At 64.5% G+C, this 17,744-nt stretch carries 13 protein-coding genes; 2 read left to right on the top strand and 11 right to left on the bottom strand.

All coding sequences use genetic code 11. From position 1 onward, the window contains the following. Window positions 1–22: 22 nt before the first annotated feature. The 11 genes from M8J71_RS06905 to M8J71_RS06855 all read right to left on the bottom strand — a co-directional run bounded on the left by M8J71_RS06905 (window position 23) and on the right by M8J71_RS06855 (window position 14,638). Window positions 23–910 carry an ABC transporter permease gene (locus tag M8J71_RS06905; protein ID WP_256247212.1) on the bottom strand — a complete coding sequence of 296 codons (888 nt, stop codon included), beginning with the start codon at window positions 908–910 and terminating at the stop codon, window positions 23–25. Between the two features lie 14 nt (window positions 911–924). Then, window positions 925–1,872, bottom strand: coding sequence for an ABC transporter ATP-binding protein (locus tag M8J71_RS06900; RefSeq protein WP_256247211.1), 948 nt, complete (start codon window positions 1,870–1,872; stop codon window positions 925–927). A gap of 172 nt (window positions 1,873–2,044) precedes the next feature. Continuing rightward, window positions 2,045–3,541, bottom strand: coding sequence for a bifunctional phosphatase PAP2/diacylglycerol kinase family protein (locus M8J71_RS06895; RefSeq protein WP_256247210.1), 1,497 nt, complete (start codon window positions 3,539–3,541; stop codon window positions 2,045–2,047). Window positions 3,542–3,603: 62 nt separating this feature from the next. Next, window positions 3,604–4,800 carry an MFS transporter gene (locus M8J71_RS06890; RefSeq protein ID WP_256247209.1) on the bottom strand — a complete coding sequence of 399 codons (1,197 nt, stop codon included), beginning with the start codon at window positions 4,798–4,800 and terminating at the stop codon, window positions 3,604–3,606. A 171-nt stretch (window positions 4,801–4,971) separates the two neighbouring features. After that, a complete protein-coding gene (locus tag M8J71_RS06885) occupies window positions 4,972–6,654 on the bottom strand; it encodes an ATP-binding cassette domain-containing protein (protein ID WP_256247384.1) in 1,683 nt (560 codons plus the stop codon). A 91-nt stretch (window positions 6,655–6,745) separates the two neighbouring features. Then, on the bottom strand, window positions 6,746–8,734 hold the full coding sequence (locus M8J71_RS06880) for a penicillin-binding transpeptidase domain-containing protein (RefSeq protein WP_256247208.1): 1,989 nt from the start codon (window positions 8,732–8,734) through the stop codon (window positions 6,746–6,748). 78 nt (window positions 8,735–8,812) lie between these two features. Continuing rightward, window positions 8,813–10,261: a phytoene desaturase family protein gene (locus tag M8J71_RS06875; protein WP_256247207.1), complete on the bottom strand. Its 1,449-nt coding sequence runs from the start codon at window positions 10,259–10,261 to the stop codon at window positions 8,813–8,815. After that, window positions 10,254–11,720 (bottom strand): glycosyltransferase family 87 protein, encoded by a 1,467-nt coding sequence (locus tag M8J71_RS06870; protein WP_256247206.1) that lies wholly within the window; start codon window positions 11,718–11,720, stop codon window positions 10,254–10,256. Before M8J71_RS06870 ends, M8J71_RS06875 begins: the two co-directional genes overlap by 8 nt. A 130-nt stretch (window positions 11,721–11,850) precedes the next feature. Next, window positions 11,851–11,991: a hypothetical protein gene (locus M8J71_RS06865; RefSeq protein ID WP_256247205.1), complete on the bottom strand. Its 141-nt coding sequence runs from the start codon at window positions 11,989–11,991 to the stop codon at window positions 11,851–11,853. A gap of 560 nt (window positions 11,992–12,551) precedes the next feature. Then, entirely contained in the window at window positions 12,552–13,136 is a 585-nt protein-coding gene (locus M8J71_RS06860; RefSeq protein ID WP_163164999.1) for a histidine phosphatase family protein, read from the bottom strand. Beyond that, window positions 13,133–14,638: a CCA tRNA nucleotidyltransferase gene (locus M8J71_RS06855; protein ID WP_256247204.1), complete on the bottom strand. Its 1,506-nt coding sequence runs from the start codon at window positions 14,636–14,638 to the stop codon at window positions 13,133–13,135. Before M8J71_RS06855 ends, M8J71_RS06860 begins: the two co-directional genes overlap by 4 nt. Before the next feature lie 207 nt (window positions 14,639–14,845). Here M8J71_RS06855 and M8J71_RS06850 point away from each other — a divergent pair, with 207 nt between their 5' ends. Together M8J71_RS06850 and murJ are read left to right on the top strand one after the other, a co-directional pair. Continuing rightward, the gene (locus M8J71_RS06850) at window positions 14,846–15,346 is read left to right on the top strand and encodes an NUDIX hydrolase (protein WP_163165305.1); all 501 of its coding nucleotides are present in this window, start codon (window positions 14,846–14,848) and stop codon (window positions 15,344–15,346) included. A 61-nt stretch (window positions 15,347–15,407) separates the two neighbouring features. Then, window positions 15,408–17,654 carry a murein biosynthesis integral membrane protein MurJ gene (gene murJ / locus M8J71_RS06845; protein WP_256247203.1) on the top strand — a complete coding sequence of 749 codons (2,247 nt, stop codon included), beginning with the start codon at window positions 15,408–15,410 and terminating at the stop codon, window positions 17,652–17,654. The last annotated feature ends 90 nt before the right edge of the window (window positions 17,655–17,744 follow it).

Genomic DNA, 17,744 nt, shown 5'->3' with positions numbered 1-17,744 from the left:
GGTCGCGGTTCTTGGTCCCTGTCTAGACGTCGCGCTTCTTCAAGGTGATCATTGCCGGGATCAGGAACAACAGCACGTAGCCCAGGAAAATCAGGCCGCCGTGCCAGGGGTCGATCACGCCGTCCGTGTGCCCGATGGACAGGAAACGTCCGCCGGCCTCGCTCGGAATGTACTGCGGAACGTACTTCCAGAACTCACCGGGAATGAAAGTCATGAAGCCCGCAGCGATGGAGAGGACGAAGAACATGGCCACCAGGACGGTGATGCCGCCGGCGGAGTTCCGCAGCAGCGTGCCCAGGGACAGGCCGATCAAGGCAACGCCGGCCACGTAGAGGCCGCCGGTGAAGATGCTGTAAAGCACCCCATCGGTGGACCAGTCCAGGTCGAAGCCCATGCCCTGGAACACCGGCATGGCGATCAGGAAGGTTACTGCTCCGGCGATGGTGGTGATCACGTAGGAGATGACCGCAAGGATAATCGCTTTGGCCACAAAGGCGGGGGTGCGCCGCGGCACGGCGTTCATGGTGGAACGGATCATTCCGGTGGCGTATTCGGAGGACATAAAAAGCACCGCCAGTGATCCGAGGATCAGGATGCCGATCTGCAGGCCTGCGTTCGGCAGGTTGTAGAGGTCGAAGCCCGAGCCCGGAGGGAATGATGCCTCGAGCATTTCGGGGGTCATCGTTTGGCCCTGATCCCTGGCGCTGCGGATCATCTCGTCCAGGTAGGTGTAGCGGATCAGGACAGTCAGAGCGCCAACTCCGACGATGGCGGCCAGTGTCAGCAGCAGCAGGATGCGGGTGGACATCAGCGACCAAAGCTTGATCCATTCGGACCGCAGGACTCCGCCAAAGGTCACGCCCCGTGATCCCGCAGAGGACCGGGTTGGGGCGGTACGGGTTTCAGTCATCGTGCTCATCGTCCTTACTTTCCTGCCGCTGCCGGGGCGGCCACTGCGGGTCCGCCGGTCAGGTGCGAATGGTATTCCACTTCGTCCTTGGTGAGGTCGAAGTACGCGTCCTCAAGGGAGGACATCTGCGGGGTGAGCTCGTAGACCAGGACACCGTTGTCCAGCGCGACCTGTGCGATCCCGCGGGAATCCATCCCCGTCACTTCAAGGGTTTCGGGCTCGTTGTGGTCCACGGTGACGCCATCGCCTGCCAGGAGCGCAGAAAGTTGCAGCGCGTCGCTGGTGCGGACCAGGGTCCTGGCCTGCCGGGTTCCGGCGATGATCTCCTGGACCGGCGCATCGGCGATGATCCGCCCGCGGCCGATGACGATCAGGTGGTCAGCAGTCTGGGCCATTTCGCTCATCAGATGCGAGGACAGGAAGACGGTTTTGCCCTCGTTCGCGAGGTACCGCACCAGGTTGCGGACCCAGAGGACACCCTCCGGGTCCAGGCCGTTGACGGGTTCGTCCAGGATAAGCGTCTGGGGATCGCCCAGAAGCGCGGCCGCGATTCCCAGCCGCTGCCCCATGCCTAGGGAGAAACCGCCGGCCTTCTTGCGGGCCACCGCCTCCAGGCCGGTCATCTCGATGACCTCATGGACCCTGGTCTTGGGAATGCCGTGCGTGGCGGCCATGGCCAGCAGGTGGTTGTAGGCGCTGCGGCTGGTGTGCACGGCTTTGGCGTCCAGCAGCGCACCCACCTCATGCAGCGGTGCCTTGTGGTGTGCGTACGGCAGGCCGTTCACGGTGACGGAGCCCGACGTCGGCCGGTCCAGCCCCATGATCATGCGCATGGTGGTGGATTTACCGGCGCCGTTCGGGCCCAGGAAGCCCGTGACCAGCCCTGCTTGGACGGTGAAGCTGACCCCGGCCACGGCGGCTTTTCCGCCGTAAACCTTGGTCAGGCCTTGTGCCTCAATCATTGGTTGTTCCTTCGGACGGCAGCGCGTGGCTGCGGCAGATGTTCGGGGACGCTTGCGTTATCCACCACGCTACCGAGGCGCAAGCCTGTTTTCGCCGGTCTCAGGGATGATTCAGGGGTTAACCGGGGTAGTCCCCCTGGATGAGGGGCGGCCACCATCAGGGACGGCGCCGTCAGGGACGGGGGGAGTAGTAGGCAAGGGCCCTGGGCCGCACCCGGTACTCAACACTGCGGACGCCGGCCAGCGCCTCGCCGTCCACGGCGAGTACCATCGGTGCTCCGCCCGCTTCGATGCGCACTTCCTTGGCCTCGGACAGATGGGTGATGCGTGAGGTGGCCAGCGTGCCGGTCAGTACAGACCAGAGCAACCTCAACCGGGCGAAGGACTCATCTGCCGTGATCATGCGGATGTCGAGGACGCCGTCGTCCATCACCGGCCGCAGCAACGGGGCATGGTCGCGGGGATAGTACCGGCCCCGGCCCACGTAGGCGATCCAGACTCTGTGCAGTCTGCCGTCCACCGTCAGGGTGGTGGGAGTGCCCGCCGCGAACGTGCGGAACATTGCCACCACTCCGGCGAGGGGCTTTCCCAGTGCCGGCTGCAACTGTTCGCGCCGCCGGACGAAGTTGGGATACAGGCCGAGGCTGGACGTGTTGAGCATCGTCACTTCGGCCTTTTCGGGCTTTCCCGCCAGGCCGCGCTGCACGGTAATGGTCCCGACGTCCGCCAGGGCAGCTTCGCCTTTCGTCGCGGCTGCCAGGGCTTCTTTGAGGCTCCCCGTTCCGGCGTCCCGGGCAAAGTGGTTGATGGTTCCGCCGGGCAGGACCAGCAGCGGGAGTGACCGCTCGACGGCGGCGGTGGCCGCCGCTCCCACCGTTCCGTCCCCGCCCCAGACACCCAGGGCACGGGTCCCGGGACGATCTGACGTCTCGGTGATTGCGGCACATAGGTCATCTTCCGGCTGCACGGTCTTTATATACGCTTTGGGGAATACCTGCTGAAGTGCGGCAGCCGTCTCCTTGGTGAAGGAACCACCCAAAGTGTTGACTACAATCGCAAGCCCTTCGCCCTCGGGCAGTTGGGGCGCAGTGGTCCAGGTCCTTGCCGTTTGCGGGAACGGCGGGCGGACGGGCCACCACCGCCGCGTGACCAGCGCCGCACCGGCACCGATCGCGGAACCGAACAGCACATCGGAGGGCCAGTGCGCCCCCGTGTGGACCCGGGAGTATGCCACCCCAAGCGCGGCCGGAGTCAGCGACGCCCCCAGGGACGGCTTGACCAGTCCTGCCCCTACCGCGAACGCCACCGCCGAAGCCGAGTGACCGGACGGCATGGACGAGCTCTTCGGCTGAGGATGCACGAACCGGAACACAGGAAGGTGTTCCGGCAGCGGACGGGCTCGGGGCAGCACGGTCTTGAACACTCCGTTGGTCACTGCGGAGGCAACTGCCTGCGCGATCAGTCCGTGAAGTGCGGCGCGGCGCGGCCTGCCCGGGATGATGGCCAGGACGGCGGCAATGCCCATCCACAGTTTTCCGTGATTTGCAGATGCTGACAGCCGACGGAAGAACGCGTCATGGTTTCCACCTGGCAGCTTTGATACATGCCGTACAAGGTATTTGTCCGTGCGGCTGATCCACTGATGGCCCCGGCGCCATTTCCTCTGCATGACCTCACCCTACCGCCGCCGCCGCACCTGGCGGCGATAGATGCAGCGCTTCCGGGAGGACCCTACGTGACCTTCAGCGGCTTGGCGGCGCCGGCGAGCAGGAGCGCCAGGATGATGGGTGCAAGGATCGCCAGCAGCGCGAAGTGGATTCCCGTCAGGTCGCCCAAGTATCCCAACAGGGGAGGCCCGGCCAGGAAGGAGGTGTACCCAAGCGTGGAAACAACAGAAACCCTTGCTGCTGCATGTTGGGGGTCATCGGCGGCAGCGGACATTCCCATCGGGAAGGCCAGTGCTGCTCCTACGCCCCAGAGTGCCGCGCCTACGGCAGCCAGCCACACATTCCCGGCCAGCACAAAAAGGCAAAGACCGGCGGCTGCTGCTGCCATGCTGGCGCGGAGCACGGCAACGCGGCCGTATTTGTCGATCACGCGGCCGCCCAGGAAACGCATCGCTGTCATGGCCAGGACAAAGAGGGCGAACATCAGGGCGCCGGTGGACTCGGACGTGCCGAGGCCGTCAACGGATGCCTTCGCAATCCAGTCATTGCCGGCACCCTCGGTCAGGGTGGCGCCAAGGATAACGACGCCGATGAGCAAGGTCCGGCTGTCCCGCCAGGCCGAAGGGCCTTTGGCAGGCTTAGCCTCGCCATCGGCCGGTGTTGGTGCCGTGATGTGCGGAAGGAAGTAGCGGGGGGCAATCATCGTCACCAGCAGCACGATGCCCACGATAACCAGCAGGTGCACCGGCAATCCGACGCCCAGATTCGACAACCCTGCTCCGATCAGCGCACCCACGAAGGCTCCGCCACTGAACGCAGCATGGAACTGGGGCATGATGGTCCGCCGCAGCTTGTGTTCGACGTCGGCCCCTTCAAGGTTCTGGGACACATCCCAAAGCCCGATGGCTATGCCAAAGAAGAACAAAGCGACTGCTGTGCCCGGAATGGAGGCGACCGAAAGGGACAGTGCAATGGCCGCCCCGGCCACCGAGGCCACCAACCCGCCGAATCGCACGGTGTTGGCCGTGCCGATCCTGCCTACCACCCAGCCGGCCGTAGGCAGGGCGAGCAAAGAGCCGATGGCGGTGCAGAGCAGCAGTGTGCCCATTTGGCCGGAGGTTATCTGCAGGGTCTCCGTGACCGCAGGGATCCTCGCTGCCCAACTGGCGAACACCAGGCCGTTAATGCCGAAGACAACGAACGTGGCAACTGCCGCTGCTTTCAGGCCAGCCTGCTGTGCCGTTCCGGTATTTAAGCTCATACATTCACTACTTCCACAGAGTTCTCATCGAGTCGTCGTTGTTCTTCAGGGCTGAACTGTTTGTTGGTGACATCAACACGCTCTCTCACTTAATGCGGCATTTCCGCCAACGCTCTGCAATGGGTGCGAGAGCGTTGACCAAAAACGTGCAGGAAGTGAGAGAGCGTCCGGTTAGCGGACGCGCTCCACGCGCTTCTCGTCCCACACCGGCTCGGCTGATTCGTACACCTTGCCGTCCGATCCAAACACCAGGAAGCGGTCGAAGGTCCGGGCGAACCAGCGGTCGTGGGTCACGGCCAGGACCGTGCCCTCAAAGTGGTCAATTGCCCGTTCGAGTGCCTCGGCCGAGTGCAGGTCCAGGTTGTCCGTGGGCTCGTCCAAAAGGAGCAGGGTGGCACCGCTCAACTGCAGCAGCAGGATCTGGAACCTGGCTTGCTGCCCGCCGGAAAGGGACTCGTACTTTTGCTCCGACTGCCCCGCCAGCCCATAACCGTCCAGCGCCCCGGCTGCTGCCTCACGGCCCAGGCCGGACCGGTGTTCGTCACCGCGGTGCAGGATTTCCAGCAGGGTCTTGCCCAGCAGGTCGGGCCGGACGTGCGTCTGGGCAAAGAACCCGGGGCGGATCCTGGCGCCAAGTTTCACAGTGCCCTCGTGCGGCACTTCGGCGATTTCGACGTCGGACACGGGCAGGTGCTCCCGCTCCGGGTCGGTGCCGCCTGTGGCCAGCAGCCGGAGGAAGTGACTCTTACCCGAACCGTTTGAGCCCAGCACACCTACACGGTCCCCAAACCACACCTCGGTGGAGAACGGCTTCATTAACCCGGTGAGTTCAAGCTTCTCCGCCACGATGGCGCGCTTGGCGGTCCGCCCGCCCTTGAGGCGCATCTGCACGTTCTGCTCAATGGGCAGTGCCTCGGGCGGCCCGATCTCCAGAAACTTCGCCAGGCGGGTCTGGGCTGCGTGGTACCGGTTGGCCATGTCGGAGCGGAACGCGGCTTTGTTTTTGTACATGTTGACGAGTTCCTTGAGCTTGATGTGCTCCTCGTCCCACCGCTTGCGGAGTTCCTCAAACCGGGCATTGCGGTCCGCCCGTGCGTCCACGTAGGAGCCGAACCCGCCGCCGTGAACCCAGGCTCCCGCGCCGCTGATTCCGGGCTCCAACGTGACGATGCGCCCCGCTGCGTTGTTCAGCAGTTCACGGTCGTGGCTGATGAAGAACACCGTCTTCTTCGATTCGTTCAGCTTGTCCTCAAGCCAGCGCTTGCCTGGCACGTCCAGGTAGTTATCCGGTTCGTCCAGCAGCAACAGGTCATCCGGGCCGGCAAAAAGCGCTTCCAGCACCAGCCGCTTCTGTTCACCGCCGGAAAGACTCGACGCCGGGCGGTGCTGGGCGCGGTCAAAGGGGAGTCCCAGCGCGGCCATGCACACTTCGTCCCAGACGGTCTCGACGTCGTAGCCTCCGGCGTCTCCCCAGTCGACGATGGCCTGGGCATAGCGCATCTGGCTGGGTTCGTCGTCGTGCTCCACCATGACGAGCTCGGCGTCGTCCACCTCGCGGGCCGCCGCTGCCAAGGCGGGCGGCGCCGCGGAGACCAGCAGGTCGCGAACGGTGGAGCCATCGCGGACCTGGCCCACGAACTGGCGCATGATGCCCATGTTCCCGGAGCGGCCGATCACGCCTTCGTCGGGAACCAGATCTCCGGCGATGATCCGGAACAGGGTCGTTTTGCCAGTACCGTTGGGGCCGATCAGGGCCGTTTTGGTGCCATCTGGAACCTTGAAGGTCACGCCGTTCAGCAGTTGGGTGCCGTCGGAAAGGAAGTAATCGATACCGGAAACGTCAATATGGGCCACGTATTCCATCTTCCCACGGCGCACCCACCCGAATTTTGTCAAGATCTGCAGGCCTACCCGGCCTGAAAGTCCGCATATCTGGACAAAAACTCTAGCCCGCGGCGGTCAGGAACTTTTGCAGCAGCGGCCCGGAGGTTGTTGCCCCCAGGCCGCCATCCTCCACAAAAACGGCAACGGCGAGATCGCCCTGTAAGGCCACAATCCAAGCGTGCGTCTTTGGCGGATTCTCTTTGCCGAACTCGGCCGTGCCGGTCTTGGCTCCCACCGGGGCACCCGGAACACTGGACAGGAAACCTGCGTGACCGGACGTCACCACGGCCCGCATCATGTCGGCCAGGGACGCCGCTTCCTGGCCGGTGACGGGGTCCTCGGATGCTTGGGACGGAGCCTCCGCGGTGGCCGTGGCGGACGGCTGGGCAGCGGGTGCAGTGGAGCCGCTGGTCGTTCCCTCGGCAGCGGCACCGGCGTCGGGATTCAACACCAGCTGCGGGGCTACCGGCGCACCCTTGGCCACGGAGCCGGCCATCATGGCGGCGGCCAGTGGCGACAGCAGCACCTTTCCCTGGCCGATCATCGAAGCGGCGTGCTCAGTTCCCGCGGCCTCGCCGGGGACGGATCCCAGGAAGGCCGCGGCGCCGAGCGTCGGTGCCTCGACGGCGAGGCCCATCGCCATGGCGGCTGCTTCAAGCTGCCCCTGCGAAACGGTGTCACGGGCGGCGATGAACGCTGTATTGCAGGAGTGGGCAAAGGCGTCACGCAGTGTTACTGAACCTAATGAGCCCTCCGGGTACCCCTCCGCGTTTTTGAAAGTCCGTCCGTCCACCGTCAGCGTGGGTGTGCATTCAACCTTCGACTCAGGGGTCAGCCCGTTACGGAACATCGCCAGCGAATCCACCATCTTGAAGATGGAGCCGGGCGCGTACTGGCCCAGCATCGCCGTGTTGTAGCCGTTGCTCCCCGGACCGGAGGCGGCCGCCAGGACAGCGCCGGTTGAAGGCCGGAGCGCAACAATCGCAGATGCCGGCTCCACGCCTTCCAGCGTGCTCTCCGCCAGCGACTGCAGCGTGGGATCCAGGGTTGTCTTCAGTGGGGTTCCCGGCGTGGGCTTCACCTCGAAAAGCACCCGGCGCGGATCGGTTGCGGCGGATTGGATCTGTTCCCTCGTCAGGTCGGCGCGCTGTGCACGGATAACGACGGCGTCCGTCCCCCTGAGCTGGTCGTCGTACTGCTGCTGGAGGCCGCCGACGCCGGTGACGTCACCGGCTGTCAGCTCGCCGCCGGATGCCTCGATCTGTTCGGCCGTGGCCTCGCCCACCGAGCCGAGGACGGCGCGCGCAAACGTGCGGTTGGGGGCCAACGGCATGGAGGCCGGAATGGCACGGGCCCCTGGAATCGCCGCAATCTGCTCATTGGTGATGGTGCGCCCTTCCTCCCGCAGGGTGATCGCGGGAACAAAGGCCTCGGCACCCGACGCCTGGACCTGCTGGACGTAGGCGGCAGGGTCCACCCCGACGAGCGCTGCAAGCTTGGTGGCGGCATCAGCAGGATCTCCAGCACCAAGCTGAGGCTTGTCGATGCCCACATTCACCACCGGGCGGTACGTCACCAGGGGTACGTCGCCGGCACCCAGGATGTCTGCCCGCTGGGGCGACTGGGAGCCTTTAGTCAGGATCTCGCTGTCGGCCAGGTCCGGTGCCAGGGTGGCCGGATCCCAGACCGTCAGCCATTTGTCCCCCGACTTCTTGAATTTAGCCGAGACGGAGTACTTCCACTCGGCACCACCGAAGTTCCAGGTGTAGTTGAGCGGTGCAGAGGCGTTGTCCCCGTCAAGGGCCAGTTCCCCTGCTTCGACGGCGGGCTTCTGGGGATCCAGTGCCGCAAAGACTTTTTTCAGCTGGTCATTTGCAGCCGCGGAATCCTTGCCGTCGAAGGGCACCGAGCCCACATCCAGTCCGGCTACTGCCGCGGCCAACTGCCCCGCAGCCGCCTCAGCTCCGCTCCTGCCGTCGTCGCAGGCAACCAGCGACGTTCCGAGAATGACCGCAGCGATGCCCAAAGAAAGTTTTGTTGATATCCCCATCGCGCCATTATCCCCCGCTTTTGCGGTCACTGTGGCACGTTCCGTTCTTCCGAGCCGCCGGAGACGGGAGCTGGAGGCCTACGCTGCGGCCAGCCCGAGTGCCGGGACAGAAAGACCGAACATGTCCTGAAGTGCATACTTCGCGGCGTGGTACCCCGGCATGCCGGTCACACCCGGCCCTGGCGGGGTGGAGGAAGAACACAGGTAGACACCGCGCAAAGGGGTACGCCATGGCACCGGCGACACGACCGGCCTCTGGACAAGGTTCAGCAGGTCCATGGTGCCCGCGCTGAAATCCCCGCCGACGTAGTTGCGGTTGTACTTCGCCAGCCCGGCAGCGGTAATCGCACTGGAGTCAACTACAAGGTCGCGGAACCCCGGCGCGAACCGCTCCAGCTGTGCAGTGATGGCTTCCGTCATGTCCCGTGTTGATCCGGAGGGGACATGGCAGTAGGCCCACAGGGTGTGGTGTCCGGCGGGGGCGCGGCCGGAGTCGAAGCGTGACTGCTGGGCCACCAGGACATACGGGCGTTCCGGGTGCCTGCCCGCGCTGACCTCGTTCTCTGCGCGTGCCACCTCGGCCCGGGTACCGCCCAGGTGTACCGTTCCGGCGTCGGCCAGTTCCTTCGCCGTCCACGGCACGGGACCCGAGAGGATGAAATCCACTTTGCACGAGCCATTTCCGTACCTGAACGATTCCAGCGCATCCCGGTACCGGTCGGGAAGGGCGTTACCGGCCATGTTCAGCAACCCTTGCGGCGCCACGTTCAGCAACGTGGTGCGTGCGGAGGGCAGATCCGTCAGCCGGTCGATGGGTGCATCGGTGTGGATAACACCCCCATGGGCAACGATGTCCTCCGCCAGGGCGGCAGCTATGGCGGCCGACCCTCCTTCCGGGATGGGCCAGCCACCGGCATGCCCGAGCGCCCCCAACATCAGCCCCGCCCCGGACGCGGCGAGGGAAGGCAGGTGGGAGATGGCATGGGCGGCAACCCCGGCCAGCAGGGCAGGTGCAGAGTCTTCCTTGAAACGGGCGTTCCACAGTCCGGTTCCCTGCTCCAGGGTCCGCAACCCGAACAGCCCTGCCGCCAACGGGTTGCGGGGGACGCGGATCAGCTGGTTCTGGGTGAAGTCCATGATCTCGTCGATGCGGTCCACGAGAGGTGCCATCAGCCGCCGGTAAGCAGCACCGTCGCGACCCAGTCCCTCGGATGTCCGGTCCAGCGACCGGTAGGCGAGGACCGCCCTGCCACCATCCAGCGGGGATCCGTAGGACAGGTCCGGGGTGATCAGGTTCACCCGGCGGGACAGTTCGAAGGCCTTGAAAAATGGTGAGGCCACTGCCATCGGATGAACAGCGGAGCAGATGTCGTGGAAGTGGCCCGGCTGCATCAGTTCGCTGGTCCGGGTCCCGCCGCCGATGGTACTGCCTGCCTCGAAGACCTCCACGGACAGCCCGGCCCGCGCCATTACCGCTGCCGCTGCAAGCCCGTTCGGCCCGGCGCCTACTACCGCTACGTCAGGCATTGGAACCCGCCTTCCAGGGCAGTACGGAGTTTGATCGCTCTCGAAGATCCAACCGGAGCCAGTCAGGCGCGCCGGCGAAGGGACCGCTCTGGGGATCATCCAGATGATGCCGGCGGATGGGGTCGTAGTCCGGGTTGTAGATGTCCCAGGTCACGCGCAGCATAAGGTAGCCCACCGCGGCCATGTGCGCCGCCACGGCGAGGACGTAGTAAGGCATATCCAGGTTGTGCTGGGAAGAGCCTGCGCTGGTCACCTGTCCAAGGTACATCCACACTGCTGCCCAGTGCAGGCCCTCAATTCCCTGCCAGATCAAAAAGTCACGCCATCTCGGCCGCGCCAGCGCAAGGAGGGGGATCAGCCACACCACGAACTGCGGCGAATACACCTTGCCGGTAAGGACAAACGCCGCCACGATCAGGAAGGCCAGTTGGGCAAGGCGGGGGCGGCGGCCGGCAGTCAGGGCAACGGCTGCAATAGCCACACAGGACAGGAGAAAAAGGCCAGGGGACAAGAGGTCGACGGCGGCCGGGCTGAGTTCCGTCCATTGCAGCCTGTTGGCCACGAGGTTGTAGGCGAACCAGGGCGAGCTGTACCCGGCGTCGCGGTCCACGCTGAACTGGAAGAAGTAGGCCCACCCGGCAGGGTTGGCAGCGGCGAAGGGCAGGTTGACAGCCAGCCATGAGGCGGCGGCAGCGCCCGCCGTCACCAGCAAGGGACGGAACCGTCCAGTCCGGATGGCCAGCAGCAGGATCGCGCCAATAACAAGCAGCGGGTACAGCTTCGTCGCCGCCCCCAGTCCGATGAAGACGCCGGCAAGCACCAGCCGTTCCCGCGAGAAGAAGTACATGCCCAGGGCGAGCAGGGCTACTGCCCACAGATCCCAATTGATGGTGCCGGCCAGCACGATGCCCGGGGCCAAGGCCACCATGGCGGCATCCCAGGGCCGCCGGCTGGACATCCGGGCGGTGGCCAGGACCGTGACCACAGTAACTGCGGCCAGAAGGGCAACATTGATGTCGAAGTAGGCGAGGACACGCGGTTCCGATATCCCTGTCCCGGGAACGAGCCATGCCGTGACCCCCGCGATCAGGGCGATCAGGACCGGATACTCAAACTGGCTCCCGGCGCCAAGGATGGGCACGGTTCCCTCCGCCAGTCCGCGGTTCCGAAAAAGCTCGGGGAAGTCCGAATAGCAGGTGGCGTAGAACTGGGTGGGGGATTCCCAGCCGTTGACGCGGCAATACCCTTTGACCAGGATGCCCGCAAGAGCCGCCAGGACCGTGAGCAGGATCAGTACACGTTCAACGGTAAAGATGCCGGGGGAAACGATGCCCGGTGCGGCCCTGGCTCCGAGGGGGCCGCCGATGGCTTCGGTGAAGTTGCGCAGCAGGACATCGCTGCGACTGGGAACTACCAGGCGGGTCCGCCCTCGGTGCTCCGGCGGCTGGGTCTCCTCCATGGCATCGAGCTTACCGTTGCTGCCTGCCACCATTGGAAGAGTCCCCGCGGGGAGCCCACGCGTCGCCGCGTAGGCTCCGGCACTGGCACTCATGTGCGCCCATATCTTCTCCTGCAGATCAAGCGGGCCGTCAGCGCATACCTCCCAACTGCTGGTGCATCAAGAGGAATACATCTTCCCGTTGTTTCTCCAGCAGCGGGCGGTTGAATTGCCTGCGGCTGCTGCGTCTCCCGCGTGAAGGAGACAGGAGTTTTTGAAGCTTTTTGATCATTGTGGGTCACCTCCTTTGAAACTGGTTGGCCCGCAAACTGGGCGCGACAATTAAGCCCCCAATCCGCGCCATAAAAAAGGGGGCGATTTGGGGCATAGGAATACCGGGAATGAATAAGTAATTAGAACCCGCGGGAAGGGAGCACAAAGCCCATAAGCTGCCGATGGCAATAGAAGAAAATTGCCGGGCTAATGGGTTAGCTGGTTATCCCGTGAAAGATGCGAGGGTGCGAATAACGGTGCCTGATGCACCCGAAGCATCGCCACCGGTCTCAGCACCGGCAGCAGGGGCGGTGGCTAAGAGCCGACGAACCCTGGAAAGGGGCGCGCAAAAGCATCAGAGGCCGGGTCCGCGGTGATGGTTGTCTTCCGTCCGCTAGTCAAAGTAATCATTTTTCCCAACCTCCTTTTTTGCTCTGCCGTTGCTTCAGCTGACTGGCCTGGCAACGAACGCCACGACCCCGGCAGGACGCTCTGGGGTCAGGAATAAAAGTACACCACGATTACAGTGCACCGCTACCTAATTCGTGAAACTTTCTAAAGAAACTCGGAAATAGCTTTTTAAAGGCCCCATCGGACAATTGCCGGAGTCCTCTTATCCCAGCCCAGGGTGCACACTTTCGCGGTTCCGAGAATAAAGTGGCGCCCCTCGGTGGGGGGCAATTCAAGCCAGCGGGCTGTGAGGATCCGGGAGAAGTGCCCGTGGGCCACAATGAGGACGTTGTCCATGCCGGATTCCAGGACGCGCCCTATGATTTTGTCCGCCCGGGCAGCCACTTCGTCCAACGTCTCTCCGTTGGGCACGCCGTGGGTCCAGATCAGGTAATCGGGGTTGTCTTTCCGGATCAGGTCCGAGCTGATGCCTTCATAATCGCCATAGTTCCATTCCACGGCGAGGGGCTCATGCTGGGCGTCCGGAAAGCCTGCCAGTTCCGCCGTCCGGCGGGCACGCCTCAGGGGAGAGGTCAGCACCAGGTCAAAATCGACAGGGTCCAGCACCTTCCGGGCCTCCACCGCCTGCTGCTCGCCTTCAACAGTGAGGGGCAAATCAGTAAGTCCCGTGTACTGCCCGCTTTTGGACCACTCGGTCTCGCCGTGGCGGAGGATCCAGAGCTGGGGCCGGGGGGCAAGGGCAGGATTGGTCACTTGGACTCCTTGGAGGAAAGGTCGACGGCGGCAGGAGGCGTTCCGGCCCCGGGTTCGGCGGGTGCAGATTCAGGCTGCTCCGCCCACCAGCGGAGCAACCTGGCTTCCGCGTCTTCGGTGGGCAGGGGCCCGTGCTCCATCCGCTCATTGAGCAGGAACTTATAGGCGCGGCCCACTACAGGGCCAGGTTTGAGGTCCAGGAGGGCCATGATCCGGGCACCGTCCAGGTCAGGGCGCACCGAATCCAGCGATTCCTGTTCCCGCAGCGCCGCGATCCGGGCCTCGAGGTCGTCATAGGCGAAAGCCAGCCGCTCGGCCTTCCGCTGGTTGCGCGTGGTGACATCCGAGCGGGTCAGCCGGTGCAGCCGTTCCAACAGTGGCCCGGCGTCGGTCACGTAGCGGCGAACCGCGGAGTCGCTCCAGCCCGCGTCGCCGTAACCGTAAAAGCGCATGTGCAACTCCACCAGGCGGGCAACGGCCTTGATGGTGTCATTGTCGAACCGCAGGGCCTTCATCCTCTTGGTGGTGAGCTTGGCACCCACCATGTCGTGATGCCGGAAGCTCACCGCGCCGCCCGGTTCAAAACGGCGCGTAGCCGGCTTGCCGACGTCGTGCATCAATGCTGCGAAACGGAGCACAAAGTCCGGCGCCGGCACGGGGCCGTCAGCGTCCGTTTCCAGTTCCGCAGCCTGTTCCAGCACCTGCAGCGAATGCTGGTAGACGTCCTTATGGCGGTGGTGCTCATCCGATTCGAGCCGGAGGGCGGAGACTTCCGGCAGCACGAACTCGGCCAGGCCGGTGTCCACCAGCAGATCCACACCCACCCGGGGGCGGCGGCCGCAGATGAGCTTGGTGAGTTCGTCCCGCACACGTTCGGCGGAAATGATGGTGATCCGTTCAGCCATCCTTGTCATGGCCTGGCGGACGTCATCGTGGACGGAGACACCCAACTGCGCCCCGAACCTGGCGGCGCGCATCATCCGCAGCGGATCATCCGAGAAGGACGCTTCCGGAGCCCCCGGCGTGGCCAGGATGGAGGCGTGCAGGTCGCGTACGCCGCCGAACGGATCCACCAGTTCCAGGGAAGGAAGTTTCAGGGCCATGGCGTTGATGGTGAAGTCCCGCCGGAGCAGGTCGTCAGTCAAAGAGGAGCCGAACGCCACCACCGGTTTCCGGGACTCCGGATCGTAGGCCTCCGCACGGTAGGTGGTTATTTCGATCTGGAAGCCGGCCTTGCGCATTCCGATGGTGCCAAAGGCGCGGCCGATCTCCCAGAAGTTATCCGCCCACTTCTTGATCAGGGCCACCGTTTGGTCCGGCGTGGCATCGGTGGTGAAGTCCAGGTCCGGGGAGGTCCTGCCCAGGAAAAGGTCACGCACGGGACCGCCCACCAACGACAGTTCGTGGCCTGCGTCCACAAAACGCTGGCCGAGCTCCAGGACCACCGGGTCCACCTGGAAATCAACGGTGTGGGATTCAGTCTTGTGATGTGGGTGCGCCATAGTTACTTAAGCTTGTCAGAAACCAGCGGGCGCGCAGGCCAAAATGCTGTCAAGATCCTGCTCATTCCGTGCGGCGCCTCCAAAGCGCGTCATATGCAGTCCATGTTCGTGTCATGTTCCGGTCATCACGAACGGGCAACAGTCGTTAGAGTGGACTCCATGGCCCATCCAGTACCGAGCGCTCCAGGCAGGAGGACAAACGCACCGTTGCCATCGGCAATCGGTGCGCACGTTGCACCTGCCCAGCATTCGGCACCGGCTTCGCTGCCTACCGTCGAGGAAGTCTCTGCCGGCGGCGTCGTTGTGGACACCTCCGACGCCGAACTGAGGGTGGCGATCATCGCCCGCCTTAACCGCGGCGGACGCCTGGAATGGTGCCTGCCCAAGGGGCATCCGGAGGGCAAGGAAAACAACGAGCAGGCCGCTGTCCGTGAAATCGCCGAAGAAACCGGCATCGAAGGCGACATCCTCGCGCCTCTGGGAAGCATCGACTACTGGTTCACCGTCAGTGGCCACCGCGTACATAAAACGGTCCATCACTACCTCCTGCGGGCCACAGGCGGCGAGCTGACCATCGAGAACGATCCGGACCAGGAAGCCGTGGACGTGGCGTGGGTTCCCATCCATGAACTCGCCCGCAAACTGTCCTTCCCCAATGAGCGCCGCATCGCCGACCTGGCACGCGAAGTCCTGCCAGAACACCTCTAGGGCGGCATTGCCGGTGCCGGTATTGCGGTGATAAGCGGCTGCGGGTGAGACGATGAACTCGATGTCAGCTTCCAATTTTCCTTCCGATCAAGCCGGCCGGGCCGGCGGCGCTCCAGAGGGCGTACCTGCAGACGGTGTACCCCTGGACGGGGCGCCCCAGGCTGCGGCACCCCTGGACAGCGCAACGCAGGACAGCGCCCCCGCGGAAACCGCGCACCTGGCTGCACCCGTGGACGGCTCTCCCTTGGACGGTGGACAAGCCGGCGCTGAGCAGGCGAGTGAAACCAGGTCCAGCGCCATCATGGCCGCGGGAACCCTCGTTTCGCGTTTCCTGGGCTTTGGCAAGACCTGGATGCTGGGCACGGCCCTCGGCCTCGGTTCCACCGTTAATGACACGTTCATCAACGCAAACAACCTGCCCAACCTGATCTTCCTGCTGGTGGCCGGCGGCGTGTTCAACGCTGTGCTTGTGCCGCAGATCATCAAGGCCAGCAAGGCTCCGGACAGGGGAGCGGACTACATCAGCCGGCTGCTGACGCTGGCGGTCCTGCTCCTGCTGGGACTGACGGCCCTGGTGACGCTGGCAGCGCCCTGGGTCATCGAACTCACCACCCAGGGCTATTCCCCGCAGCAAAAAGCGTTGGCCGTGGCCTTCGCCTTTTGGTGCCTGCCCCAGATCTTCTTTTACGGCCTCTACGCCCTCCTCACCCAGGTCCTCAACGCCAATGGCGCCTTTGGGCCGGCCATGTGGGCGCCCATCCTCAACAACCTGGTGGCCATCGCCGGCTTGGGGATGTTCATCTGGATCTTCGGCTCAAACGAGATCAATACGCACACCCTGGATAACTGGGGTGACACCCAAACGCTATTGGTGGCCGGATTCTCCACCATCGGAGTCATCTCGCAGACCGCCATCCTGATGATTCCCGTGATCCGGCTGAAACTGGGGCTCCGGCCGCGGTTCGGCTGGCGCGGAGTGGGACTGGGCCAGGCAGCGAAGCTGAGCGTCTGGACCTTGCTGACTGCCGCCGTCGGGCAACTCGCCTTCCTGTACGTCATGCGCATTGCCACCATTCCCGGAGCCGAGCGTATCCGGCTCCAGCAGGCCGGCGACCCTGCCGCGTACATGCTTCCCGGCAACGCCGTGCTGGAGGTTGCCAGCCAGCTGTATCTTCTGCCGCACTCCATCATTGCCCTGTCCCTCGCCACGGTCCTGTTCAACCGCATGACCCGCGCGTCGCAGGACGGCAACCGCGCCGAACTGCGCGACGCCCTCTCGCACGGCCTCCGGACCATGGCTGTGGCCACCGTGTTCGGTGCGTTGGCGCTCTTTGCCCTTGCCGGTCCGCTGGGGATGTTCTTCTCTGGCGGCCTTCGCCAGGACGGCGTGATGCTTGCCCAGACGCTGACCATTCTCGCGCTCAGCACGCCGTTCATGAGCGCCAACTTCATGATGTCCCGCGTCTTCTATGCGAACGAGGATGCCCGCACCCCCTTCTACATCCAGCTGCTCCTGGCGGTGGTTTACGTGGCCGGGGCGTTTGCCATCCAGTTCCTGCCCGTAAACCAGATCATCTACGCCATCGCGGTGCTCTATATGGTGGGCAACATCCTCTCGGTGGTTATCAGTGCCTTTTTCCTTCGGCGCCTCCTGGGGCACCTGGACGGCGCGCGGATCGCCAACTCCTACATCCGGATGGGCTACGCCGCCCTTGGTTCCGCGATTGCGGGTGCGGGAGCGCTGTGGTTGATGGGCAGCTACAGCCCGGACGGCTTCGCCTGGCGCGATCGGCTGAGCGCGCTCATAACGGTCATCGTGGTGGGTCCCATCATGCTGGTGGCCTACTTCGTCCTGCTCAAACTGTTCCGAGTCTCTGAGCTGCGCGACCTGCTGCGTCCCCTCCTGGGAAGGCTGGGGCGCGGCGGGGCTGCTGCGCCTGCTGCGGAAGACGGGACCCGGCCGTCGGACGATACAGCTGGAGCAGGGTCGGATGACCATCGGCGCCACGCACCCGAGCGCGCCACCACCTCCGTGGATACCGGGCTCATCCCACGCATTTCTGGAGAGTTTGACGCCGTCTCCTTCCGCGCCGGTCCCGTCCCCGAGCGCGGGGCAGGACGCCGGGAACCGGCCGACGGCGAAGACCACCCCGGCGGAGACGGCACGTACCTCCCCGGCGAGGACCAGCCCAGCACCGCGCGCGGCGGACTGCTGCGCGATCAGATCCCGCTTCCCGGACGCCGCACCTTCCAGGGGAAGCCCGGCGAGAACCCCCATTTCAGGCCGCGGCGGCCGCGGAAAAAGTGATGTTGACCCGGTCTGCCGCTGTCTTTGTCCACGGTGCGTAAGGCGCAATCGGCTAGGATCGATAGGGAACAGGGGTAGTTGCATTCAAGG

Origin of the sequence: Pseudarthrobacter sp. R1 (assembly GCF_024494415.1) — a bacterium.
In the GTDB taxonomy this organism is placed as follows: Bacteria; Actinomycetota; Actinomycetes; order Actinomycetales; family Micrococcaceae; genus Arthrobacter.
Note: the sequence above shows the minus strand (reverse complement) of the source record. Positions and strands in the feature narration are given on the sequence as shown.